The organism is Paenibacillus provencensis (assembly GCF_042678545.1).
Classification (GTDB): Bacteria; Bacillota; Bacilli; order Paenibacillales; family Paenibacillaceae; genus Paenibacillus; species Paenibacillus provencensis.
Map to the genome: position 1 here is coordinate 48,353 of NZ_JBHTKX010000001.1, position 19,194 is coordinate 67,546.

The 19,194-nt window shown below is 43.1% G+C and carries 34 protein-coding genes and 1 pseudogene; 32 read left to right on the forward strand and 3 right to left on the reverse strand.

From position 1 onward, the window contains the following. Positions 1–168: 168 nt before the first annotated feature. Positions 169–507: pseudogene (locus ACFQ3J_RS00180) on the forward strand (sigma factor); the annotation flags it as partial. Between the two features lie 355 nt (positions 508–862). Here ACFQ3J_RS00180 and ACFQ3J_RS00185 read toward each other — a convergent pair. Beyond that, positions 863–1,498, reverse strand: coding sequence for a stalk domain-containing protein (locus tag ACFQ3J_RS00185; RefSeq protein ID WP_379292244.1), 636 nt, complete (start codon positions 1,496–1,498; stop codon positions 863–865). A 179-nt stretch (positions 1,499–1,677) separates the two neighbouring features. On the opposite strand from ACFQ3J_RS00185, the gene ACFQ3J_RS00190 reads away from it, so the two are divergent. Then, positions 1,678–2,019, forward strand: a complete 342-nt coding sequence (locus ACFQ3J_RS00190; RefSeq protein WP_379292245.1) for a LytTR family transcriptional regulator DNA-binding domain-containing protein — start codon at positions 1,678–1,680, stop codon at positions 2,017–2,019. A 209-nt stretch (positions 2,020–2,228) separates the two neighbouring features. Here the strand turns inward: ACFQ3J_RS00190 and ACFQ3J_RS00195 are convergent, their stop codons facing one another. Both ACFQ3J_RS00195 and ACFQ3J_RS00200 read right to left on the reverse strand, forming a co-directional pair. After that, positions 2,229–2,450 (reverse strand): helix-turn-helix domain-containing protein, encoded by a 222-nt coding sequence (locus ACFQ3J_RS00195; protein ID WP_379292246.1) that lies wholly within the window; start codon positions 2,448–2,450, stop codon positions 2,229–2,231. Between the two features lie 199 nt (positions 2,451–2,649). Beyond that, a complete protein-coding gene (locus tag ACFQ3J_RS00200) occupies positions 2,650–3,018 on the reverse strand; it encodes a helix-turn-helix domain-containing protein (RefSeq protein ID WP_379292247.1) in 369 nt (122 codons plus the stop codon). 161 nt (positions 3,019–3,179) lie between these two features. Here ACFQ3J_RS00200 and ACFQ3J_RS00205 point away from each other — a divergent pair, with 161 nt between their 5' ends. The 30 genes from ACFQ3J_RS00205 to ACFQ3J_RS00350 all read left to right on the forward strand — a co-directional run bounded on the left by ACFQ3J_RS00205 (position 3,180) and on the right by ACFQ3J_RS00350 (position 19,192). Further along, positions 3,180–3,413 (forward strand): helix-turn-helix domain-containing protein, encoded by a 234-nt coding sequence (locus tag ACFQ3J_RS00205; RefSeq protein ID WP_379292248.1) that lies wholly within the window; start codon positions 3,180–3,182, stop codon positions 3,411–3,413. Between the two features lie 14 nt (positions 3,414–3,427). Then, positions 3,428–4,186 (forward strand): phage antirepressor KilAC domain-containing protein, encoded by a 759-nt coding sequence (locus ACFQ3J_RS00210; RefSeq protein WP_379292249.1) that lies wholly within the window; start codon positions 3,428–3,430, stop codon positions 4,184–4,186. Between the two features lie 339 nt (positions 4,187–4,525). Continuing rightward, positions 4,526–4,765 (forward strand): hypothetical protein, encoded by a 240-nt coding sequence (locus ACFQ3J_RS00215; protein ID WP_379292250.1) that lies wholly within the window; start codon positions 4,526–4,528, stop codon positions 4,763–4,765. After that, the gene (locus ACFQ3J_RS00220; RefSeq protein ID WP_379292251.1) at positions 4,755–4,985 is read left to right on the forward strand and encodes a hypothetical protein; all 231 of its coding nucleotides are present in this window, start codon (positions 4,755–4,757) and stop codon (positions 4,983–4,985) included. The genes ACFQ3J_RS00215 and ACFQ3J_RS00220 overlap by 11 nt, the downstream gene beginning before the upstream one ends. A gap of 272 nt (positions 4,986–5,257) precedes the next feature. Further along, positions 5,258–5,479 carry a hypothetical protein gene (locus ACFQ3J_RS00225; protein ID WP_379292252.1) on the forward strand — a complete coding sequence of 74 codons (222 nt, stop codon included), beginning with the start codon at positions 5,258–5,260 and terminating at the stop codon, positions 5,477–5,479. Next, the gene (locus tag ACFQ3J_RS00230) at positions 5,473–6,393 is read left to right on the forward strand and encodes an AAA family ATPase (protein WP_379292253.1); all 921 of its coding nucleotides are present in this window, start codon (positions 5,473–5,475) and stop codon (positions 6,391–6,393) included. Before ACFQ3J_RS00225 ends, ACFQ3J_RS00230 begins: the two co-directional genes overlap by 7 nt. Before the next feature lie 3 nt (positions 6,394–6,396). Beyond that, on the forward strand, positions 6,397–6,831 hold the full coding sequence (gene ssb, locus ACFQ3J_RS00235; protein WP_379292254.1) for a single-stranded DNA-binding protein: 435 nt from the start codon (positions 6,397–6,399) through the stop codon (positions 6,829–6,831). A gap of 147 nt (positions 6,832–6,978) precedes the next feature. After that, positions 6,979–7,221, forward strand: a complete 243-nt coding sequence (locus tag ACFQ3J_RS00240; protein ID WP_177178745.1) for an HNH endonuclease — start codon at positions 6,979–6,981, stop codon at positions 7,219–7,221. A gap of 142 nt (positions 7,222–7,363) precedes the next feature. Beyond that, entirely contained in the window at positions 7,364–7,666 is a 303-nt protein-coding gene (locus ACFQ3J_RS00245) for a hypothetical protein (protein ID WP_076311237.1), read from the forward strand. Between the two features lie 284 nt (positions 7,667–7,950). After that, on the forward strand, positions 7,951–8,136 hold the full coding sequence (locus ACFQ3J_RS00250; RefSeq protein ID WP_251584959.1) for a hypothetical protein: 186 nt from the start codon (positions 7,951–7,953) through the stop codon (positions 8,134–8,136). A 151-nt stretch (positions 8,137–8,287) separates the two neighbouring features. Continuing rightward, positions 8,288–8,644 (forward strand): hypothetical protein, encoded by a 357-nt coding sequence (locus ACFQ3J_RS00255; protein ID WP_251584957.1) that lies wholly within the window; start codon positions 8,288–8,290, stop codon positions 8,642–8,644. Next, positions 8,641–9,066, forward strand: coding sequence for a YopX family protein (locus tag ACFQ3J_RS00260; RefSeq protein ID WP_251584955.1), 426 nt, complete (start codon positions 8,641–8,643; stop codon positions 9,064–9,066). The genes ACFQ3J_RS00255 and ACFQ3J_RS00260 overlap by 4 nt, the downstream gene beginning before the upstream one ends. Continuing rightward, complete coding sequence (locus tag ACFQ3J_RS00265) at positions 9,059–9,235, forward strand: hypothetical protein (RefSeq protein WP_251584953.1); 177 nt, start codon at positions 9,059–9,061, stop codon at positions 9,233–9,235. The genes ACFQ3J_RS00260 and ACFQ3J_RS00265 overlap by 8 nt, the downstream gene beginning before the upstream one ends. A 127-nt stretch (positions 9,236–9,362) precedes the next feature. Next, complete coding sequence (locus tag ACFQ3J_RS00270) at positions 9,363–10,187, forward strand: hypothetical protein (protein WP_251584951.1); 825 nt, start codon at positions 9,363–9,365, stop codon at positions 10,185–10,187. Between the two features lie 6 nt (positions 10,188–10,193). Then, the gene (locus ACFQ3J_RS00275) at positions 10,194–10,364 is read left to right on the forward strand and encodes a hypothetical protein (protein ID WP_379292255.1); all 171 of its coding nucleotides are present in this window, start codon (positions 10,194–10,196) and stop codon (positions 10,362–10,364) included. Between the two features lie 17 nt (positions 10,365–10,381). Next, a complete protein-coding gene (locus ACFQ3J_RS00280) occupies positions 10,382–10,579 on the forward strand; it encodes a hypothetical protein (RefSeq protein WP_379292256.1) in 198 nt (65 codons plus the stop codon). 12 nt (positions 10,580–10,591) lie between these two features. Then, positions 10,592–11,059: an endonuclease domain-containing protein gene (locus ACFQ3J_RS00285; protein ID WP_379292257.1), complete on the forward strand. Its 468-nt coding sequence runs from the start codon at positions 10,592–10,594 to the stop codon at positions 11,057–11,059. A 4-nt stretch (positions 11,060–11,063) separates the two neighbouring features. After that, positions 11,064–11,951, forward strand: coding sequence for a replication protein (locus ACFQ3J_RS00290; RefSeq protein ID WP_379292258.1), 888 nt, complete (start codon positions 11,064–11,066; stop codon positions 11,949–11,951). A gap of 5 nt (positions 11,952–11,956) precedes the next feature. Beyond that, complete coding sequence (locus ACFQ3J_RS00295) at positions 11,957–12,187, forward strand: hypothetical protein (protein ID WP_090725281.1); 231 nt, start codon at positions 11,957–11,959, stop codon at positions 12,185–12,187. Next, positions 12,184–12,555, forward strand: a complete 372-nt coding sequence (locus ACFQ3J_RS00300) for a DUF1064 domain-containing protein (protein WP_090725282.1) — start codon at positions 12,184–12,186, stop codon at positions 12,553–12,555. The genes ACFQ3J_RS00295 and ACFQ3J_RS00300 overlap by 4 nt, the downstream gene beginning before the upstream one ends. A gap of 508 nt (positions 12,556–13,063) precedes the next feature. Then, complete coding sequence (locus ACFQ3J_RS00305) at positions 13,064–14,092, forward strand: hypothetical protein (RefSeq protein WP_251584945.1); 1,029 nt, start codon at positions 13,064–13,066, stop codon at positions 14,090–14,092. A gap of 34 nt (positions 14,093–14,126) precedes the next feature. Beyond that, positions 14,127–14,564 carry a hypothetical protein gene (locus tag ACFQ3J_RS00310; protein WP_251584944.1) on the forward strand — a complete coding sequence of 146 codons (438 nt, stop codon included), beginning with the start codon at positions 14,127–14,129 and terminating at the stop codon, positions 14,562–14,564. Between the two features lie 371 nt (positions 14,565–14,935). Then, positions 14,936–15,154, forward strand: a complete 219-nt coding sequence (locus ACFQ3J_RS00315; protein WP_251584942.1) for a hypothetical protein — start codon at positions 14,936–14,938, stop codon at positions 15,152–15,154. Positions 15,155–15,338: 184 nt separating this feature from the next. After that, entirely contained in the window at positions 15,339–15,521 is a 183-nt protein-coding gene (locus ACFQ3J_RS00320; RefSeq protein ID WP_251584941.1) for a hypothetical protein, read from the forward strand. A 54-nt stretch (positions 15,522–15,575) separates the two neighbouring features. After that, complete coding sequence (locus tag ACFQ3J_RS00325; protein WP_251584939.1) at positions 15,576–15,785, forward strand: DUF4177 domain-containing protein; 210 nt, start codon at positions 15,576–15,578, stop codon at positions 15,783–15,785. A gap of 99 nt (positions 15,786–15,884) precedes the next feature. Continuing rightward, on the forward strand, positions 15,885–16,034 hold the full coding sequence (locus ACFQ3J_RS00330) for a hypothetical protein (RefSeq protein WP_251584937.1): 150 nt from the start codon (positions 15,885–15,887) through the stop codon (positions 16,032–16,034). Then, a complete protein-coding gene (locus tag ACFQ3J_RS00335) occupies positions 16,003–16,284 on the forward strand; it encodes a hypothetical protein (RefSeq protein ID WP_251584935.1) in 282 nt (93 codons plus the stop codon). The genes ACFQ3J_RS00330 and ACFQ3J_RS00335 overlap by 32 nt, the downstream gene beginning before the upstream one ends. A 17-nt stretch (positions 16,285–16,301) precedes the next feature. Beyond that, entirely contained in the window at positions 16,302–17,000 is a 699-nt protein-coding gene (locus ACFQ3J_RS00340) for a terminase small subunit (protein ID WP_251584933.1), read from the forward strand. Next, complete coding sequence (locus tag ACFQ3J_RS00345) at positions 16,997–18,841, forward strand: hypothetical protein (RefSeq protein ID WP_251584931.1); 1,845 nt, start codon at positions 16,997–16,999, stop codon at positions 18,839–18,841. The genes ACFQ3J_RS00340 and ACFQ3J_RS00345 overlap by 4 nt, the downstream gene beginning before the upstream one ends. A 90-nt stretch (positions 18,842–18,931) precedes the next feature. Beyond that, entirely contained in the window at positions 18,932–19,192 is a 261-nt protein-coding gene (locus ACFQ3J_RS00350) for a hypothetical protein (RefSeq protein WP_251584929.1), read from the forward strand. Positions 19,193–19,194 lie beyond the last annotated feature (2 nt).

A 19,194-nucleotide genomic window follows, 5' to 3' on the forward strand; every position in this document is an offset into this window, starting at 1 on the left:
ATTTGTCCTTCGACGATACGAAGCAGGAATGTGGGGTGTCATGACAAAAGAGCTGAGGTCAAAAACAACGCTGCAGTTCCTTCGTACAGGCACGAATGGGTGCATGCCTACATACATTAGTTAGACGACAAAGAATGTAGACTCTGAAGATTGTAGGAGGTGTCACCTGTGCCTGGTATTTTTACGGCCATTGCTCTATTTATTAAGGAATTGACACTGCTTGTCTCTTATGTGAAGAACAATGCATTTCCTCAGCCGTTATCAGAGGCAGACGAAGCCAAACATTTGAAGCTGATGGCAGAAGGCGATGCAAGATCGCGTAATCTTCTGATCGAACATAACCTGAGGCTGGTTGCCCATATTGTGAAGAAGTTTGATAATACCGGTGAGGATTTGGAAGACCTGATCTCGATCGGTACGATCGGACTGATTAAAGCAATCGAGAGCTTTCAGCAGGGAAAAGGTACCAAACTGGCGACATTCGCAGCCCGTTGTATAGAGAATGAGAACTCAATGACTATAGAGGTGCATACATAGGTATAAAAAGAGCTCTGAATGATCAGAGCATCATGGTATAATATGGTTGTACAACACGCCTAGGTGGGTGAGTCTTCCTCCAGAAGGAGGTGAGGCTCATGAACTTCTCCTTTTCAGATATAATTATCTTCGCTGGGTTTATCATAGCGTTGCTAACATATATCGAACAAAAGAAGAAGTGACCCCTTAGGTTCGCGCCTGGGTCACTTCTCTGCATCACACTATGTTGGAGGAGAACCCACCAAGCTGTTGTCCTGAGGACGGTTCGCGGCCGTCCTTATTTCTATTCTTATGATATCATAACTGGATTATACAGGCAATTTAGTTATAGTGATTTAGCTAAACCGTATAATTCCTGAGGAGTTATGGAGTTGGACATATATTCATTAGTAGTGACATAATAAAGGAACTGCCCCTTGTAAGTAAGCATTGGCGGCTTAGTTGCAAAATCATTATAAGCGCTTTCGTTTGAGTATTCGCCACCATATGTACCAAATTCGTTAGTTATACTTGTTGCGCTGTATTCACTTCCGTAATCACCATACTCATTAAAAATTGATTCAGAGTCGTAAAAATTTGTAGACAAAGTTCCTAAAAAAACTTTTCCATCATTAGAATACAGTTTAAGATCTGATGCAGTCATAGTTACTGTTGAAGGATTAGTATTGCCTGTGTTGTTAGAATTGATAGATGATACTGTATTTGTTTTCTGCAATTTAATCGTTTTGTTTGCTTGGTCCCACGTGTAAGAGACCCCGAGATCTCGTAACATAGAGACAGGAATCATCGTTCTTCCGTCATAGCTAATAGCAGGTACATCTTTGTATTTTACTGTAGATCCATTAAGTTGGACTCTTACAATCTCATTTCCTTTATATGTACCCCACATGCTCGCCGCACTTACTACTCCACCAACCATCATACTAGCTACCATTAATGATGCTACTACTTTCTTTTTCACACATACACCCCGTTTAGATCCACATCGGCTGCGGTAATTGTCTATATATGTAAGTCAACCCTCATTATATCCTCTAATTTCTTTGCTGGCATCCCCTACTGGTAGATTTTACAACATGTCAACTAACTTTTTTTCATCTATCATTATTCTTTAGCACAGCAAAGGAGGGATTTCGACTTTTGAAACCCATTACTATCATTGGAGTGAACTATTTAAGAGAGGAGGGGAAACAATTATACGAGATATTTGATCTTCAAAAGGAAGTTATGGCGGTGGAATTAATTAAGCCTACTGATTATTCAGGTAAGGTTTTGGCATATCATACAGATTCGGGGTTGTTTCTATCTGTAAATACGTTGAGTGATGCGAGTAATGTCTATAGCCCCTATGGATTTGAGTCTTACGATAGATCGACTCTTGTCAACCCGGCCAAGGTAAAGGGGCTAAAAGAACATAAAAGAGGTACAAAAGTCATTTTTGATAATGATACTTATGTGATTGTACGAAAAAAATTGTACTAATTAAAGAGTCAATACCCCTTTAACCCTATTAAAGCCCCTGATAATTAACACTTATTGTTATATACAGTTTGGGGAATTTTGTTATAGTAAGGATATAAGAACCAGTTCAATGTCGATAACTCGTTGATAGATGAAGTGGAATGGTGTCGTATTACATAGTACACATAAAAATGTACTTTGCTCCAGAGTAGCTGAAATATGCTACTCTGCTACCGCCATTCCCATACAAATAGATCATCCATCTTACAGTTAAGGTGAAAAGCAATGAGTGCGGCAAGTTGAATCGAGATATTGGGCCTTCGCAAGTGAACAATATCAGAGATAACCTGCTTTTGCAGACCTGTAACGTCTGCCAGCCATTGCTGGTTCTTACCTTTTTTCTTTAGAAGTACGGGAATACGACAGCGGACGGGAACGAGTTGGTGCTCCATCACACTGCCACCTTATTCTTTTTTTACCCAAAAACAGAACATGTGTTCTTAAAGTTGAGATTTTGTGGTATTATCTATTTATCTACTCAACCGGCTGCATTTAACAGAAAAGGGGTTGTACACATGGATGAGCAGTTGTTGCTGTTAGCAAAGACTTTTGTCAAGAAATCAGATGCTTCTATCAAAGAAGAAGAGATAATTACTTTTCTTTCTGTGCGGATTGCTTCATTTTTGCGAGATGAGAAATCAGATCCCGGAGGGCAGACTCAACAACTGGATCATCGCGCAGGTTAACCTTGTATTCTGTTTCTGCTTCCTTAATCAAACTATTTACAAATTCCTCTGGGAGCGAATAATCGCTCTCTTTTTCTTTCCTATCATGTAACCAATCTAAAGACACCTCATATAAATCAGCTAATTTCTTAAGAATCTCTGTATCAGGGTCTCTATAATTACGCTCATATCCAGAAATAGCGCCATTAGATACTCCTAGATGGTTTGCGACTTCCTGTTGTGTGAGGCGTTTGCTTTCACGTGCTTTCTTTAATCTGGCGCCTAAACTACTCAATTCAACTTCCTCCTCTCATTCTATTAATATACCAATGTTAAGCGTTACGCATAATAAATTAAGCGAAAAGCTAAAAAAAAGTGTTGACTAAGCGAAATGCTTAGTTTATATTAAGATTACAAGTTAAGCGAAACGCTTAGTTGACGAAAGGTGGTGACACAATGAATCCAGTTGTCAAAAATATAGAAACTACTCGCAAAAGAAAAAGAATCACAATGAAAGAAATCGCTGACCACTGCGGTAAAACGATTCCTTGGTACGCGGACATCGCAAAGGGAAGACGTCGGGTTTATCTGGATGACATGCTTAAGATTGCTGAAGCATTAGATGAAGATCCACAGATTTTTTTTGCTCAACAACTAAGCGTTACGCTTAATTCAACTAAAACAGCATAAAGGGGCGATTGCAAATGAATCCGATTCAATCATTTATGTATGGTCAATCCCACATTAGAACATTAACAATCCAAAACGAACCTTGGTTTGTAGCAAAAGATGTTTGTGACGTGCTTGATATCGGGAATGTAGGTCAAGCGATTTCGAGATTGGATTCTGATGAAAAAGCTGACGTCATTTTAAATGATGGCAGACAAGACAGGCTCCAAACGGCTATAAACGAACCTGGTCTTTATACCTTAATCCTCGGCAGCCGCAAACCTGAAGCAAAACAATTCAAACGCTGGATCACGCATGAAGTCATACCAAGCATCCGTAAACACGGTGCATACATGACAACAGAAACACTAGAGAAAGCAATCCTTAATCCAGACTTCCTAATCAACCTAGCAGGGGAGCTTAAAAAGGAACAAGAGAAGAGTCGAGCACTTGAGCAGCAGATTCATCAAGTCAAACCCAAAGTATTGTTCGCTGAAGCGGTTGAAGGTTCCTCTAATTCAATCCTGATCGGACAGCTGGCGACCATCCTTAAGCAAAACGGAGTCAACATTGGTCAAAATCGGCTATTCGGTCGCTTGAGAGAAGAAGGGTTCCTTTGCAAAGCAGGTGACCGCAAAAATCTACCAACTCAGAGAGCAATGGATATGGATCTATTCGAAGTCCAGGAGAGAACAGTCGGTGGTTCTAGTGAAACAAAAGTGAGATTCACTACACGAGTAACCGGACGCGGACAGATTTACTTTCTTAATAAGTTCAAAGGAGATATTGCGTGACCTAATGGACCGTTAGGTCATATGTATAACCTCAATATATTGTACAACAAATCACAAAACATGTGCCAAAAATACTAGATGAGGTGATCGGGAATGAGTGGGAATCTACGAGTCAGCTTCGAAGTTGGACCGATGGCAAATGAAATACGAAAAAGCATTCTGCAAGACTTCGGAAATAAGAAGAAATCAGATTACCTCAATAAAGAACTCCCAAAGGTGGTGAACAAATGAAGGTCAATGAAGAGAAGGGACCGCAGTTTAAGGAAGTCACTAAGGAAGCACTGGTCAAGTTAGGACAAGCCAAACAAGAAAAAGAAGACGTGAAAGGAAGTGTCAAGCATGGCTAAAAGACAAAACGACGTAGAAAACGCAATGTTAACAACAATCATTCCGCTACGTAAGCCTGAGAAGACGGAGTTTGTGGAACCAACCTTTACAAAGTGTGACGGCTGCAGCAGACCAGCAGTGTACGAGGTTTATGGTCAACCTCATTGCAGAGAACACATGCTAGAAGCGATTGAGAGCAAGTCATATGTGGAAGTAAGACTGTTACACGGAGGTTTTGACGATGCAAGCTGAGATTACTGAGTTCTACGTCCTAACCGAATGTGGCCGCACCTTTGCTTGGTCAGCAGTTGATTACAGCAGCTTAATGAAAGAACTGGTCTTCAAAGGTTACAGAGCAAAAGAAGTTATGCCGCTGTCCGAATACGAAGCTGAAGTCATAACCAGTGAAGAGCAACAAAGACTAACGGACGAGCTATACCGTGCAATAGAGGAGCTGAAACATTCTGCATGAGATGACATTTAAGACCATAGACGATGTGATTACATACTTCCGGAGAGGAGGTGCACAGGAGGAGAGTGTGAACGATGACGGACCCGATCATATTTCTGCAGTTAGCGAAGATAGCGAGTGCCAGAGGGAAATTAAATCGGACACTCAAGAGGGTTTACCTGATGAATTACGTGAGAGCAGTTAAAAGACAAAGGGCCGCTGCGGTAACAGCGACCCAGGAAAAACACTTAGTTAAATTTGCGATTTGATTATACCACGAAAGGACGATCCGTATGCAAGTTAAAGTTCGATACGTCCCACAACATAAAGAAAAAGGATACTTCTTAGACCAATATGCACAGCCTGTGGACGACTTTACCAGAGCGATCAGCTTTAAATCTCCTGATGATGATTACGCTCAATTCATGATGGGAAGATACAGACCTGATAATCCGCTTGAGTTCAAAGCAGCCAAAGTCAAAATTACCTACGAATTGGAGGATGAAGCATGCTGATCAGAAAAGCTCAACGAAAAGTTACTAAGGCAAGAGTAGGAATAACTGGCCCGAGTGGGTCCGGAAAGACATTGTCTGCTTTGTTCATGGCCTACGGTATGACAGGAGATTGGGATAAGGTCGGTTTAATCGACACTGAGAACCGCAGTGCAGACTTGTATGCGGAGACGGTAAAGGCTGGCGAGCACATCCCGGAGTTTCCGAAGATTGATCTGGAGCCGCCATATACAACGGAGAAATACATTGAAGCGATCAAAGCCTTCGAGGATTACGGAGTAGATGCCATCATTATAGATTCACTCTCTCATGCATGGGCTGGCGAGGGTGGATTGCTAGAGCAAAAAGACCATGTAGCGAAGATGGGCGGAAAGAACAGTTACACGGCATGGGCTGAAATGACACCAAAGCAAAACAAAATGGTGGAGGCAATCCTCAAATCAAAGTGTCATGTTTTCACGACAATGCGGTCGAAGACTGAGTATGTGCTTGAAGCAAATGACAAAGGAAAGCAGGTGCCTAAGAAAGTCGGTATGGCCCCAGTACAGCGTGACGGTTTGGAGTATGAATTCACCTTAGTTATGGACCTGACTGCCGATCATGTTGCAACAGTATCCAAAGATAGAACTGGTCTATTTGATGGACAGTATTTCACACCTTCAGTTGAGACTGGAAAGCAACTGCGTGAGTGGCTGGAGTCAGGCGAGAAGGTTATCTCTAAAGACACCATGGTCAAAATCCAGACCAAGTGGATTGAGCTTGGCTATCAACCCGATAAAGTCGATCGTCAAACTAACAATTTATATGGGTTCCCTTTGAACTCAATTACAGAGAAGCAGGCGCATGACTTCATTGAAAAACTAAATGATCTTATAAAAGAAAAAAACGCTCAAGAAGCTGAATCGAAGGGAGCATAACACATGCTAAACAGAGTGATTTTGATCGGAAGACTGACCCGGGACCCGGATCTTCGGTACACGCCTGCAGGTGTTGCCGTGACTCAATTCACATTAGCAGTTGATCGTCCGTTCAGTAGCAATGGCGGAGAACGTGAGGCTGATTTTATTCCTACTGTGGCATGGAGACAACTTGCAGAGACTTGTGCCAACTACCTTAAGAAAGGTCGTCTAGTCGCTGTGGAAGGTCGCATACAGGTCCGTAACTACGAGAATAACGAAGGCAGACGCGTGTACATCACTGAGGTAATAGCGGACAATGTGCGGTTCCTAGAGAGTGGCAGCCAATCAAGCCAGAACGATCAGACTAGACATGGGGGAGGTGCGCAGCGTGGACAAGATCCATTCTCTGATGAAGGAAAGCCAATCGACATCTCAGACGATGATTTACCTTTCTGATCCCTTTGACCCTGAATACGAGGTGGAGCTTCCAGAAGGATGTGATGGGCCATTCTGAACTTCGGATTTAACCCAGCGCCTAAGCCAGATAGTCGGAAGAAAAAGAACAACAAAGGTAAGTCACAGAAAGAGAAAGTTAGAGAAGCGGTGATCGCACGAGACGGCGGTAAATGGTGCTTAATCTGCGGTATATCAAGAAGCGGTTTACACCTGCATCGTGTGGTCTACGGCTCTCAGGGAGGCATATACGAGGTTGATAACTGTGTGCTGCTCTGTGACCGTGACCATACGATGGTCCATTCAAATAAACGGATATGGCAGCCGGCATTGCAAGAGTATCTGCAGACGTTAGATCCATATGAAATTAGAAGTTTGAGGGATACAGCCTAATAAGGGAGAGATAAACACATGGAAGATTGGATCAAATACCAATGTGAAGAGTGTAATCGAAAGTTTGCGGTTCCTGAAGATCTGGAAGAGCCAGCTTGCCCAGAATGCCATGAGAGCAACTGTGCTGAGATAGGCTGAGCTTATGAATAAAGATAGGAAAGCTGAAGTGGAATACTTTCTGTTCCAATCTCGTGCATCTGTAGAACTCAACACAGAAGAGATCGAGGAACTACATCGAGTGATCGAGGAGATCGAAAGAGAATCCAAGTCAAGCAAGAAACTAGCCAAGCATCACGAAGGTCGAATTGAGTACATCCTTAGTCATATCATGCCGCTCTATGAGGGATGGCTTGATTCAGCAAAGAAGAGGGTCATGCGGTACGAGGAAGAGCTTCAGCAACTGACTTACCAAGAGAGTGATGGTCAAGTTGAATTCAATTTTTAGGCTATACAGCCTTAAAGGAGAGATAACAGAGTGGAAATTCCTGAAGCGTGCCCAAAGTGCGGATCTGATGAAGGATATTACACGAAAGACTATGCCTATGGGAATATAAGAACCAATCACAAATTTGATGGATCTATAGCAGATAACACAGAAATGTATATGTATTTAGAGCACAAAATGGGGAAATACGCTTACTGCTCATCATGTGGTAAACGAATATTTAAAGTCGATGGGTCTGAGGCATAGCCTCTTTCCCTGGGAGGGGAGAACAATGGAGTTTGTTTATGAAAGAAACGGCAAGCGCGTTTATGCGACGATACCAAAAAATAATAGATATGTTCCACCTACCAAGAGATTACGGAAGAAAAAGTTTTGGCTTAAATGCGGAGACTGCAACACTTGGTTTAAAAGATACAGTCAGTCACACGGTAAGAGATCGGATGGAAAATCCATTTGTCATTCTTGTTTAAAAGATCGAATTAAACGAGCAAGACCGGATTTGTTCCAAGCGGAGAAACGAAACTAATTGGACGAAGGCCAACGAGACGAACGAATACGCTTAGGCTTTAGCCGGAGGCCGTATAGAGGATCCATAATCCAAGTAAGGGAGAGATAACAGGGATGACACAACCAAACACGCTTTCAGAACTCATCAAGCAAATGGACAAGAGTAGTGAACGATATGATTTTCCAGATGAATATTTGTTAGAACACGGTCATTCTATGCCATCAATTGGTGAATTCACATATGGAACTTCTTATACACCAACAGCTTGGGTTTTACCATACTTAACAGAACTTATGGAGCTAAGAACTAATTCAAATACTGAGATAGATCGACTACGTAAGGCACTGGCAGATGTAAAAACAGAATTATTAAACAACGGATATATAGATGTGGAATCTGCGCTTCAGAAATCATTTAAAACCATAAATCAGGCTCTGGAACCAGCTAAAGGGGAGGATGAAAGGGAATGAGAGATTACAAATTCCGCGGTAAGCGAGTAGATAACGGTGAATGGGTGTACGGAGAGGACTATGCGAAAATAAAAGACTGCGTCTACATCAAGAAAATACTAGTTGATCCCGAAACAGTGGGTCAATATACCGGATATAAGGATAAATCAGGCAACGAGATCTATGAAGGCGACATCGTGAACTACGATAAACCTGATGAAGAGTATGTAATACGGGGAAATGGTTATTTGGATGTCGGCATAGAGGAAGGATTTACGTTTAACGGCACGGTCAGATTCTTGTACAACTGCTGGTTGATTGACGAAGGAAACGCAAAGGGATGCCCTTTAGATTTCGGTGGTCAGAAGGTACTAAAGGTGTTAGGTAACGAGTTTGAACATCCTCACCTATTAAACCTTCCTGGGGAGGTAGACCATGACTGAGAGATTACAAGCAAAGTTAAATCGGCATGCAGAAATGCTTATTATCGTAGGATTGACATCACTTGTTGAAGACCACGGATATACGCCACATCAAGCGTTTGAAATACTTGAGGATGTGAAACGTCAAACATGGCATGCATTGTCTGAGATTCATAGAGGGGAAGGGTAGAACATGAGTAAATTACAATGCAATAAATGTGGGTGCAAGAAGTGGAAACATAAACTTGTAGGCATTATCCAACTTAAAACCTGCACTCGATGTGGTTGGGTCATGAGCGAGGTTCAGGAGGTAGACCATGAGTAAACAAGAGAAGCTTATATCAGCAAATAAACTAAACAATTGGATTATAGCTGAACTAGGAAAACGATATCCTGAAGAACAAAGCCAATATGTAGATGGTCGAGAAACCGTGCTTGAAATCCTTCGTTGGAAAATAGTAAAAGGTGAGCTTGATGCTGATCCAGTACCCACCATTAAGCCGGGAGATAAGCACCGATGCCCTTATTGTAACATCGCATCTACTCAGCAAGAGTGGGACGAAGGGGGCCAAAGGATGAATAGAGACTGGCATAAGGACATGGATCTGTGCGAAAGAGCCGGAAGGAATCAAGGTTTCGCTATGCCTCACTTAATCGCAGAGCAGCCACAAATGCCAATATACTGGTTGCAACAATCCGCCGAATGGAAAGCTAAAGCATATGAGCTTGAAGTTAGGAATCATGAAATGCTTCAGGTCCTTGAACGCATAAAAGCCGATATAGACGAGTTTAGAAGCTATATAGATATAGATGTATCTGGATCGGTAGAAGAACAAGCGAGGGCGTTTAACGAGGTCCTGAGGGCAGAGAAAGAACGAGCTGATAAAGCCGAAGCAGAAGCCGAGAAATGGCGTAGAGAAGCTTTACGGAAGTATCCGACACCAGATGCCTATAACGCAGCGTGTGCAGCCTTACACAAGCATAGAGAACGTGCAGACAGAGCGGAAGAACGAGAACAGAAGTTGAGGGAAGCGATAATCGCGGCGCAAGAAAGATTTAAACACGGTAACACTGCCATGGCTCTTATAGAAGGTAACATGCACTTGAGCGAGGCTATGGATTCCCTTTACCCAAAGGAGTGAGTCAATATGTCACCAGAGGAGAAAAGAGTCCTTGACGAAGATTTAAAAGCTTACTTCAAACAAAGACGTGAGCGGCTCCAGAAAGAAAACCCTAATCGAGAGGTCAGTGAACCCAAAATACTCTTTATAGATACAGATGAAACACTGTCTCTATTCCCTTATAACGAGAATTTATAGCAAGGAAGTGAGTCAATATGTCATATAACAACCGATTTTCGAGCGAGTCACTAGCCTATTGGGATGATGAGCTGGCTCGGGCGGTAGGTGATCTGGTGGACGCTGAACGATACGGCGACTCCGGAGCTATCGAATGGCACAACGAGCGGATCAGATGGGCCAAGATGAAGATAAACAACATATTGGATTATCAACGTCACATAAAAGGCGCGTAGGAGGTAGAGGGCATGGATCCCTTGGAGCTGAGAAAGAAAAAATTCATTGAGTATCACGATTATGTAGTACAAAGTACTTTTTTAAGGATGAAAGACTTAACACCGATTGAGCAAATAATGCTCTTGAGTATCACGGATCTTTTGGATGAGATCGGAAGACGGAATTACAGTATCAAGATTCAAGAGAAGATTGGTATATACACGGTCGACTTCTTACTCATATATTGTCCAATTTCAAATCCTTCGATTGAGAAGAAAATCATTATTGAATGTGATGGCCACGACTACCACGAAAGAACGAAAGAACAAGCAGCGCACGATAAGAAAAGAGATAGATACTTTGCCAAGAAGGGATACACCGTCCTGAGATATACGGGATCAGAGATAGTCAAAAGTGGCAGCGAAGTGTTTGAGGATGTATGTGAGATCATTTTCGAAGATGATGATCCAACGGACTATAACCTAGATCAAGGAAGGTGAGAACATGGCGGTTTATCGGCAAATACAAGTTAGCTTCTGGCAAGATCCATTCGTGATCGGGCTGACGCCAGAGGAAAAATACTTCTACGTTTACCTGATGTCCAACTCTAAAACTAGCCAATGTGGAATATATGAGCTTCCAAAACGAGTGATTGAGTTTGAAACAGGATATCACCGGGAGACAGTGGACAAGCTGCTGCATCGTTTCATCGAATATGGAAAGATACTGTATCACGACCCAACACAAGAGATTATGTTGCTCAACTGGCTCAAGCATAACTCTATCAAAAGTCCTAAAGTACGCATGTGCGTGGAGAAAGAGATCAACGGTATAAAAAATAACGACTATAAGTACCGTTTTGCTAGTCTCTGCAAAGACCTTGGATACCCTATAAATAGTCTATCTATAGACTTGGGGGAAGAAAAAGAAGAAGAAAAAGAAGAAGAAAAAGAAGAAGAAAAAGAAGAAGAAAAAGCGTCCGACTCACTCTCCTCTTCAAATTCTGATTTTAAAGATGAAATAACCAAAATGATAACAGACTACAACATTCAGCAATCCAGCATTTATTCCATTGATCAAATATATGCATTCCATCGAGTTGTCGAGAACGAAGTCATTACAGCTGCATTAAAGAAAGCCAGCGGCAAGCATGTCAATTACGCCATTAACACTCTGACGAACTGGGTCCAGGAAGGTAAGACCAAGATCATCGACATCAACCCACCTTTGAAAGTTGGAGCGGCACCACTACGGACTCCGGGAGGTAAGCCGCAAATTGAGGTAGTCAAGCCAACGGAAGAAGCGCCAGTTGTTTCACAAGAAGAACTGGAAGAAATGATTCGATTCGCGGAAGAAATGCAAAACAGCACCAACAATAAAAGAGGAGCGTGAGCTAAATGGCAATGAAAGCATATGGACGGAAGCATACACCAGTTAAATCCAAAGACACAATGAAGATGGAGCTGGCTCCAGAACGGAAAAGGGAGAATGAGACGCTACAAGAGTACGTTTTAACCAAGGAAGAGAGACAGGAGATCATCCGGAAGTATGGGCCGCCACTGCGGCCTCTGGGTACTAGCAAGAGCATCGTTCACATGACCAAGGGGAAGAAAGGGGGTGCGGCATGATTCGCAAGACTAACAAATATGGGGCCAAGCAAACGATCATCGACAATATCACCTTTGACAGCAAAATGGAGGCCCAACGGTACGCACACCTTTGCATGCTGCAGCGTGCTGGACTCATTTCAGAGCTTGAGAACCATCCGGAATTCGTGTTGATCGAGCCCTTTACCAAACTGGGAAAGAAAAAGCGAGGTCATAAATACAAAGCGGACTTCATGTATCTGGATGAGCATGGTCAAAGAATCGTGGAAGATGTAAAAGGCTTTGTTGCTCGAGACTTCCCACTACGGAGGACGCTGTTCGATTCCAAGTATCCTGATCTGTTGCTAAAGGTGGTCAAGAATACAAATGGGATATGGGAGGAAAAGTGAATATGAAACTTATGTGTTGGATCACGCATTCTAACGGCATGGTGCTTATAGACGACTCAGGGACTGCTAGAGGCATTTTGATAGAGTTACCCATACAAAGAGTGGGACAGTCTCCAAAACGCCTACAGAAGCCGTCTGAGTGGTTTAAAATGGATGCGCTAGAAGCAATGAAGAAAAAGGGAGCGTAAGGAGTGATGCTAAAACTTAGACAATACTTTTGCAGACATGACTTCACAATAATAGCGCAGCATAGATCGAGTTCACAGAATTTATGGAAATGCGATAAGTGCAAAGTTTATTGCATTCAACATTGGGGATTAGGGACGAATTATAAGTGCAAGGAACCAAATATAAATGGATGGAAGTATGATGATACTTTGTCAAGTAACAACCATGATAGAAAACAAGAAAAATATCGAGAAAATTAACGTAAACAAGTAGTTTCATTCACTAATTCATAGTATAATAGAGTTATAATCTTACAATTACGGAAAATGGGGTGTATGTGGTGACAAACCAGGAGTTATTGGACCAAAAACGTTATGAATTGAGTACTGAAAGACAACGCGGAGCAGTAGCGGACGTTCATAAGATCGAGGCGCTGGAGCAAGAGTTAGTGCAACTGGAGAACAACAAGGTCGAAGAGAATAACGAGGAAATTGCTAACTGGCTTGATGAGCTGACAGCAACGGACGGGGAAGATCAATACACCATGAGAGCATTGACATATAACGAATCGGCTTATCAAATTTTAAGAGCGACTATTCAAGAAAATATGATGCTTCGTGAAGAAAAGCTGATCAAAGAAATGAACCGAGTTAAGGAAGAGGCAGCAGTCCAGATTGCTCAGATCCAAGCTGCTAAAGACCAACTCCAAATGCAGTATGATTCTTTGTACGAAGAGGCAGCTGCTCTTAAGAATGAGCTTAATGCAGCGAGAGAAGAAGCGGCTGAGAATGCTCGTAAGAGAGATGCGGCAGCTAATGAGCTTGATACGGCTAACAAGGAGATTGCGAGACTAAATAGCCACATTGATGATTTACGGATCGAGAACGCTGTGGGTGCTTCCAACGCTCCTAAAGTGGTGAATACAAATACAACGGCTGATCTTGCAGAAGCCATGAAACAGTTTAAAGAATCACGCCCAGCCATTTATGATGTGGTACCGGCTGACAACAAAGGATCACTCTTCCGCGCTAAACTAGCCGAGACAGACGAGGAAATCACATTCGGTTGGTTAGAAAGAGGAAAGTATCGGGAGGTAACTGCCGAAGCGGCAAGTACATTTCGAGCCGCCGCCGAGGAGAAACGTCGTAATGAGGATCTGGCACGGCGTCAGGAAGAGTTGGAAGAGAGCCTAACACCTCCTTCTTTACAGTTTCAAGAAGAAACCGACGGCACAGAGTACGGATTGGATCAAACAGACGCTGACGGAACGCTGGAAGGACAAGCAGCTCCGACAGTTGAGGAAAGACTCACGGCGCTTGAGCAACGAGTGAGCGTGCTTGAAAAGGAAAGAATGGGGGAGGCGGCGTAAGCCGTCTTTTCTCTTAACGAAGGAGGTACAAGGCATGAATCAGGATAAAGTAGTGGAGCTGCTGAAGAATTATCGCAGCTACAAATTTGCTATTAATAACGGAATCGCTGGCTTTAACCCTTATGATGATGTTGGCATGCCCAGAGCAGGCGGATACGGCAGCCGAGCGCCACGGTTAGGTGGAGGTAGTACATTCCAGAGTGAAATTGATTACCAGTCATACAGCGCGATTGTGAGAACTATAGACGGTGTGGTTTCAGACGTGCTAGATGATGATCAAGCGGCAGTGATTCGGAGGAAGTATCTCGATCGTAACAAGCGTACATTGGGGCAGATTGCTGCCGAGAAGCATGTTGATCCTAGTACAGTGACACGGTGGCATAAACTCGCGTTGAAGCAATTGGCAATAGCGCTTACGTTTGTTGAAATAGTTGAAATCATAAATCTAGATGATGTGGTCCAAACGGCGTAAATGCAAGATTTTTGCAAGAAAATGCACTAAATGTTGTGCTAAGATACTATCATAGGGAACATATGATGGACGTCGGTAGCTGAATGCGCAGCCTCCGTTTACATTGTTCCTTCGAACTCTCCAGCATCGAAAGGATATCTAAGGATCGGTGTATATCGGTCGGCTGGCGGAGAATCAATAGGTAGCGTACTGGCAATGCCCTAGGGTGTTCGGCGGTACGCTTCTTTAATTTTAGCAATTTTTTGATGAAAAATAATTTTCAAATTCCCTATTGACGTACGTACGACATGATGATATATTGATATCAATAAGTCGTACATACGACACCGACAAGCCGGATAGGCCGGATGAGGTGAAAGGGGAAAATTAAAATGAGAACATGGACACGCGAAGGATACGAAGTAGTAGAAGCGGAACTGAATTTCGACTTGCATCAATTTGAAGTGATCCAAGATGGCGAAGTTGTTGCTACTATCGTTCCGCCAGATATGGAAAGTATGGAGCAGATTGTTTCGGATCTGGATGCCGGTGAGGGTGTAAACGGCTGGGAAGATGGAATGGGTAACACAATCTACATCGAAAAAAAGTAACTCCGCTGGACTGTGTGACCACTGTTAAAGGATATGCAATGAAAACAGGAATAGGAATACGCACTGTACAGCGCATGTGTGAAGATGGAAGGCTTAAAGCGAAGAATGAATACGGCGTTTGGTTAATTGAATACAATCCAGAGGAGTAGCAGAAATGCTGCTCTTTTTTTATTTGAGGTGACCCATGGCAAAACTGGTCATTATATTTAGTGCAGGTACTCAGCTTGAATTCGGCTTGACAGAGGATCAGGCGAATAAGTATGCTCAACTGTTAAAGAAACCACCTCAACAGTGGGTGATTGTATGGGGCGATTATGCAACAGAGATCAACACACATGCTGTAGATAGCGTTCTAGTCGTGAAGTAGCAGGAATAAAGTCTCTCTTTGGCGAATGTTGGAAGCTGGAGGGAGGTGCACATCATGAAGAAATGGCAGTATAAGGTTGAACATGTAATCGGTGATGACTTCGGGCATGAGTTTGAGGATATGCTAAACGATCTCGGTAATAGAGGTTGGGAGTTATCAAACGTCATTACACTTTACAAGTCTGACAGTAACACTGAGTTTCAATTGGAAAAGGTGGAGCTTGATGAAAATGTATTAATTTTCAAAAAGCCAGTTGAAGAGTAATCACAGAGTCGCCGAAAGGCGGCTTTTTCTTTTGCCGAAGGCCATCGAGACGACCGCAATACTTAGCGACAGCGGAGGCCGAATAAGGGGGTTGGGGCTATGAAGATAACTCATAGAGAAGTATTTGCACTCTCTAGCTTCATGCTAAGAGATCAAACCAAAGGATATGGAAAAGAAGAGATAGAGCAGATGTTATTAAACGTGAGGAGAGATAAAGATGAAGTACAGAAAGAAACCAGTAGTGATTGAAGCTTTTGTATATGGGACTTCTAGGCCTGATTGGTTTGATGATGCTGTAAGTGCAGACACCATTAGAACATATAAGAGCAGTCCGGATGAAGGACCGTTTGTTCGTGGTCAAGGATTGTACTGCATTATCAAGACTCTTGAGGGAAGTATGAGAGCTGATGAAGGCGACTATATCATCCAGGGAGTAGATGGAGAGATTTATCCATGTAAAGCATATATCTTTGAGCAAACGTATGAAAAGGTAGAGTAGAAAGGAGAGTGAATCCCATGGCATTGACGGCTAAACAAAAAAAGTTTGCTGAGGAATACATTGTAGACCTCAATGCCACTCAGGCAGCAATTAGATCTGGTTATAGCGAAAAAACAGCGAAATCCATAGGTCAAGAAAACCTGACCAAACCTGACCTTCAAGAATATATTCAACATTTGATGGATGAGCGCTCAAAACGAACAGAAATAACCGCGGATATGGTGCTCGAGCGCTGGTGGAATATTGCTACTGCTGATCCAAATGAATTGGTGCATCTTCGCAGATTAAATTGTCGTTTCTGTCATGGAATAAATAATGAGTTTCAATGGGTTGATGAAGAAGAATATGAAGAACGTGTAAAGTATGCTGAGAACGAGGCGATGGCAGAATCTTTGGAAAAGAATGTAACGGTCGCTCCTAAAATTCCATCAAAAGAAGGTGGATTTGGATTTAACAAGTTGGCTGATCCTAACCCTGAATGTCCTCATTGTTTAGGTGAGGGGAAAGCTGATCTGCACATGGAAGATACAAAGAAGCTTCGAGGCGGCGCTCGCTTGTTATATGCAGGTATCAAGCAAACACAAGCTGGCATTGAGATAAAAATGCATGATCAGGCTAAGGCGCTTGAGAATGTAGCTCGTCATTTAGGCATGTTTAAGGATAGGACAGAGGTTGATCTTAAGGTATCCAAGAAATTGGAGGAATTCTTCTCATGAAGACGTGCCAGGACATCATTAATCGTCGTAAAGAGCTCTGGAACCAATACCGTGACATTGAACGAGATACTCAATTCGTGATGGCTGCGGTAAACTATATCGTTGATCCCAATAACGCTGCGGTGAGAAAGGAGATCAACCGATACCCAGAGTACTTGATCGAGATTTCCTTTGTCATCGTAGACAAGGACAAGAATACGATCCCATTCTTTCTGAATGAGGTGCAGCAGAGCTTCTTGGCCGACATCAACAAAGCTAAAGATGGATATGCCGCAGGTTCACGCCTGCATCTTAAATTCTTGGTGCTGAAAGGACGGCAGCAAGGTTTTACATCGTTCATCACAGCTTATCAGTTGTCTAATGCGATCATTAGCAAAAACTTCTCTGGGTTTACACTGGCGGATAGTGGAGACAACACCAATACAATCTTCGAGGATAAGGCCAAGTACATCTACAACCAGCTCCCAGACGCATTAAAGCCGACGGAGAAGTACAATAACCGCCGAGAGTTCCACTTTGAGAAGCTCAACAGCCGCTGGCGAGTCAATACAGCCGGTAATAAAGAGGTTGGACGGTCTAAGACCATTAACTTCTTCCACGGCTCAGAGGCCGCATTTTGGGATTCTATCGACTCAATCATGACTGGTTTGGGGGAAGCACTTACCAAGGACAGTATACAGATCCTTGAGACCACAGCAAACGGACTGAATGAGTTCAAAGACCTGTGGGATGGAGCTGAGAAAGGTACAAACAACTGGGAGCCTAAGTTCTATCAATGGTGGCTCACACCAGAGTATGTGTTGAAATTCGAGGACAAAGAGCGTGAGGATAAATTCAAGGCTGATGTAGCTGCCGGAGATACAGAGTTCTTCCTGAAACTTAAGCGCTTGAGAGAGATTGAAGGGCTTGAGTGGAATCAACTCTATTGGTACTACGGTAAATACAAGGACTTAGGCGAGAAGCTTGACCAGGAGTATCCTTGTACAGCTGAGGAAGCGTTCTTGGCATCAGGTCGACCACGGTTTGATGTCAATGTGCTGATGGAATACCTTAAGTACTGTATACCAGGTGTGATGGGTCGGCTTGAGAGACATGGTGACAAGGTCACCTTCGCTAAGGATGAGAAAGGAAATCTTGAAGTATGGCAGACTCCTAAACGGAATAAACAGTATTTTATCGGCGTTGACGTTGCTAAAGGCAAAGCAGACGGCGACTATTCGTGTGCAACTGTATGGGATGCTGACAAGAACCTTGTGGCTATGTGGCATGGACATATTGACCCAGATGCTCTGGGTAATCCCATACTGCAGAACCTTGGTGATTGGTACAATGAGGCGCTAATCGCAATAGAGGAGAACAATCACGGTCTTACAACCATCAATGCAATAAAGGTGACTTACTCAAACCTGTACAAACGTACCACTCATGACAAGATAACCGATCAGGAGAAGCAAGAGATCGGCTGGTGGACCTCTAACAAGACTAAGCCACTCATGATCGACAACATGGCGAAGCTGATCCGTGAGAGGCAAATGGGATGTAAGTCCGAACGCATGATAAAAGAATGCATCAAATACGTAGTCGGTGAAGACGGAGACACCAATGCCGCAAGTGGCAATGATGATACCGTCACGTCATCGGCTATTATTTTGCTTGTCATGGACCCGTTCATCACGGAGCTCCCGGATATATTCGGAGGTAAGTCAAAGGCTGAGGATGGACAAAGCTTCGTTTACAGCTCAGATGGCACCGCTAAACATGTGAGTGAAATTGAGGATGAAGCGAATCGCCCAAGCAAGGAAGACGAAGATGCAGCTTGGTTCAGAAGGATGGGATGGTAATGAACATTGTGAGTGGCACTATTGACGCTAAACAGGTTGAATGTGCCAAACACTTGATGATGCTGATCGAACGATATGGAGGTGAAGCGAATGGCAGCAGTGTTGACTCTCCTGTGCTTAACCCTTGCAACAGCATTAGCTTGTGCAGCTTTTGTATACGGCAGGCAAATTGGGTACACCAAGCGAGATAACGAAGAGAAGGAAAAGAAAATCAACGCACTGGAAGAGACAATGGCTCAAATGGATCTGGAATATCGCCAATTAGAGGTGCAGCTTACACAAGAGAGACGTGATAATCAGCGTGTAAGCCAAGGCGGTTGGGACCCGAGTCAATTGAGTGGTAGAGGATAGAG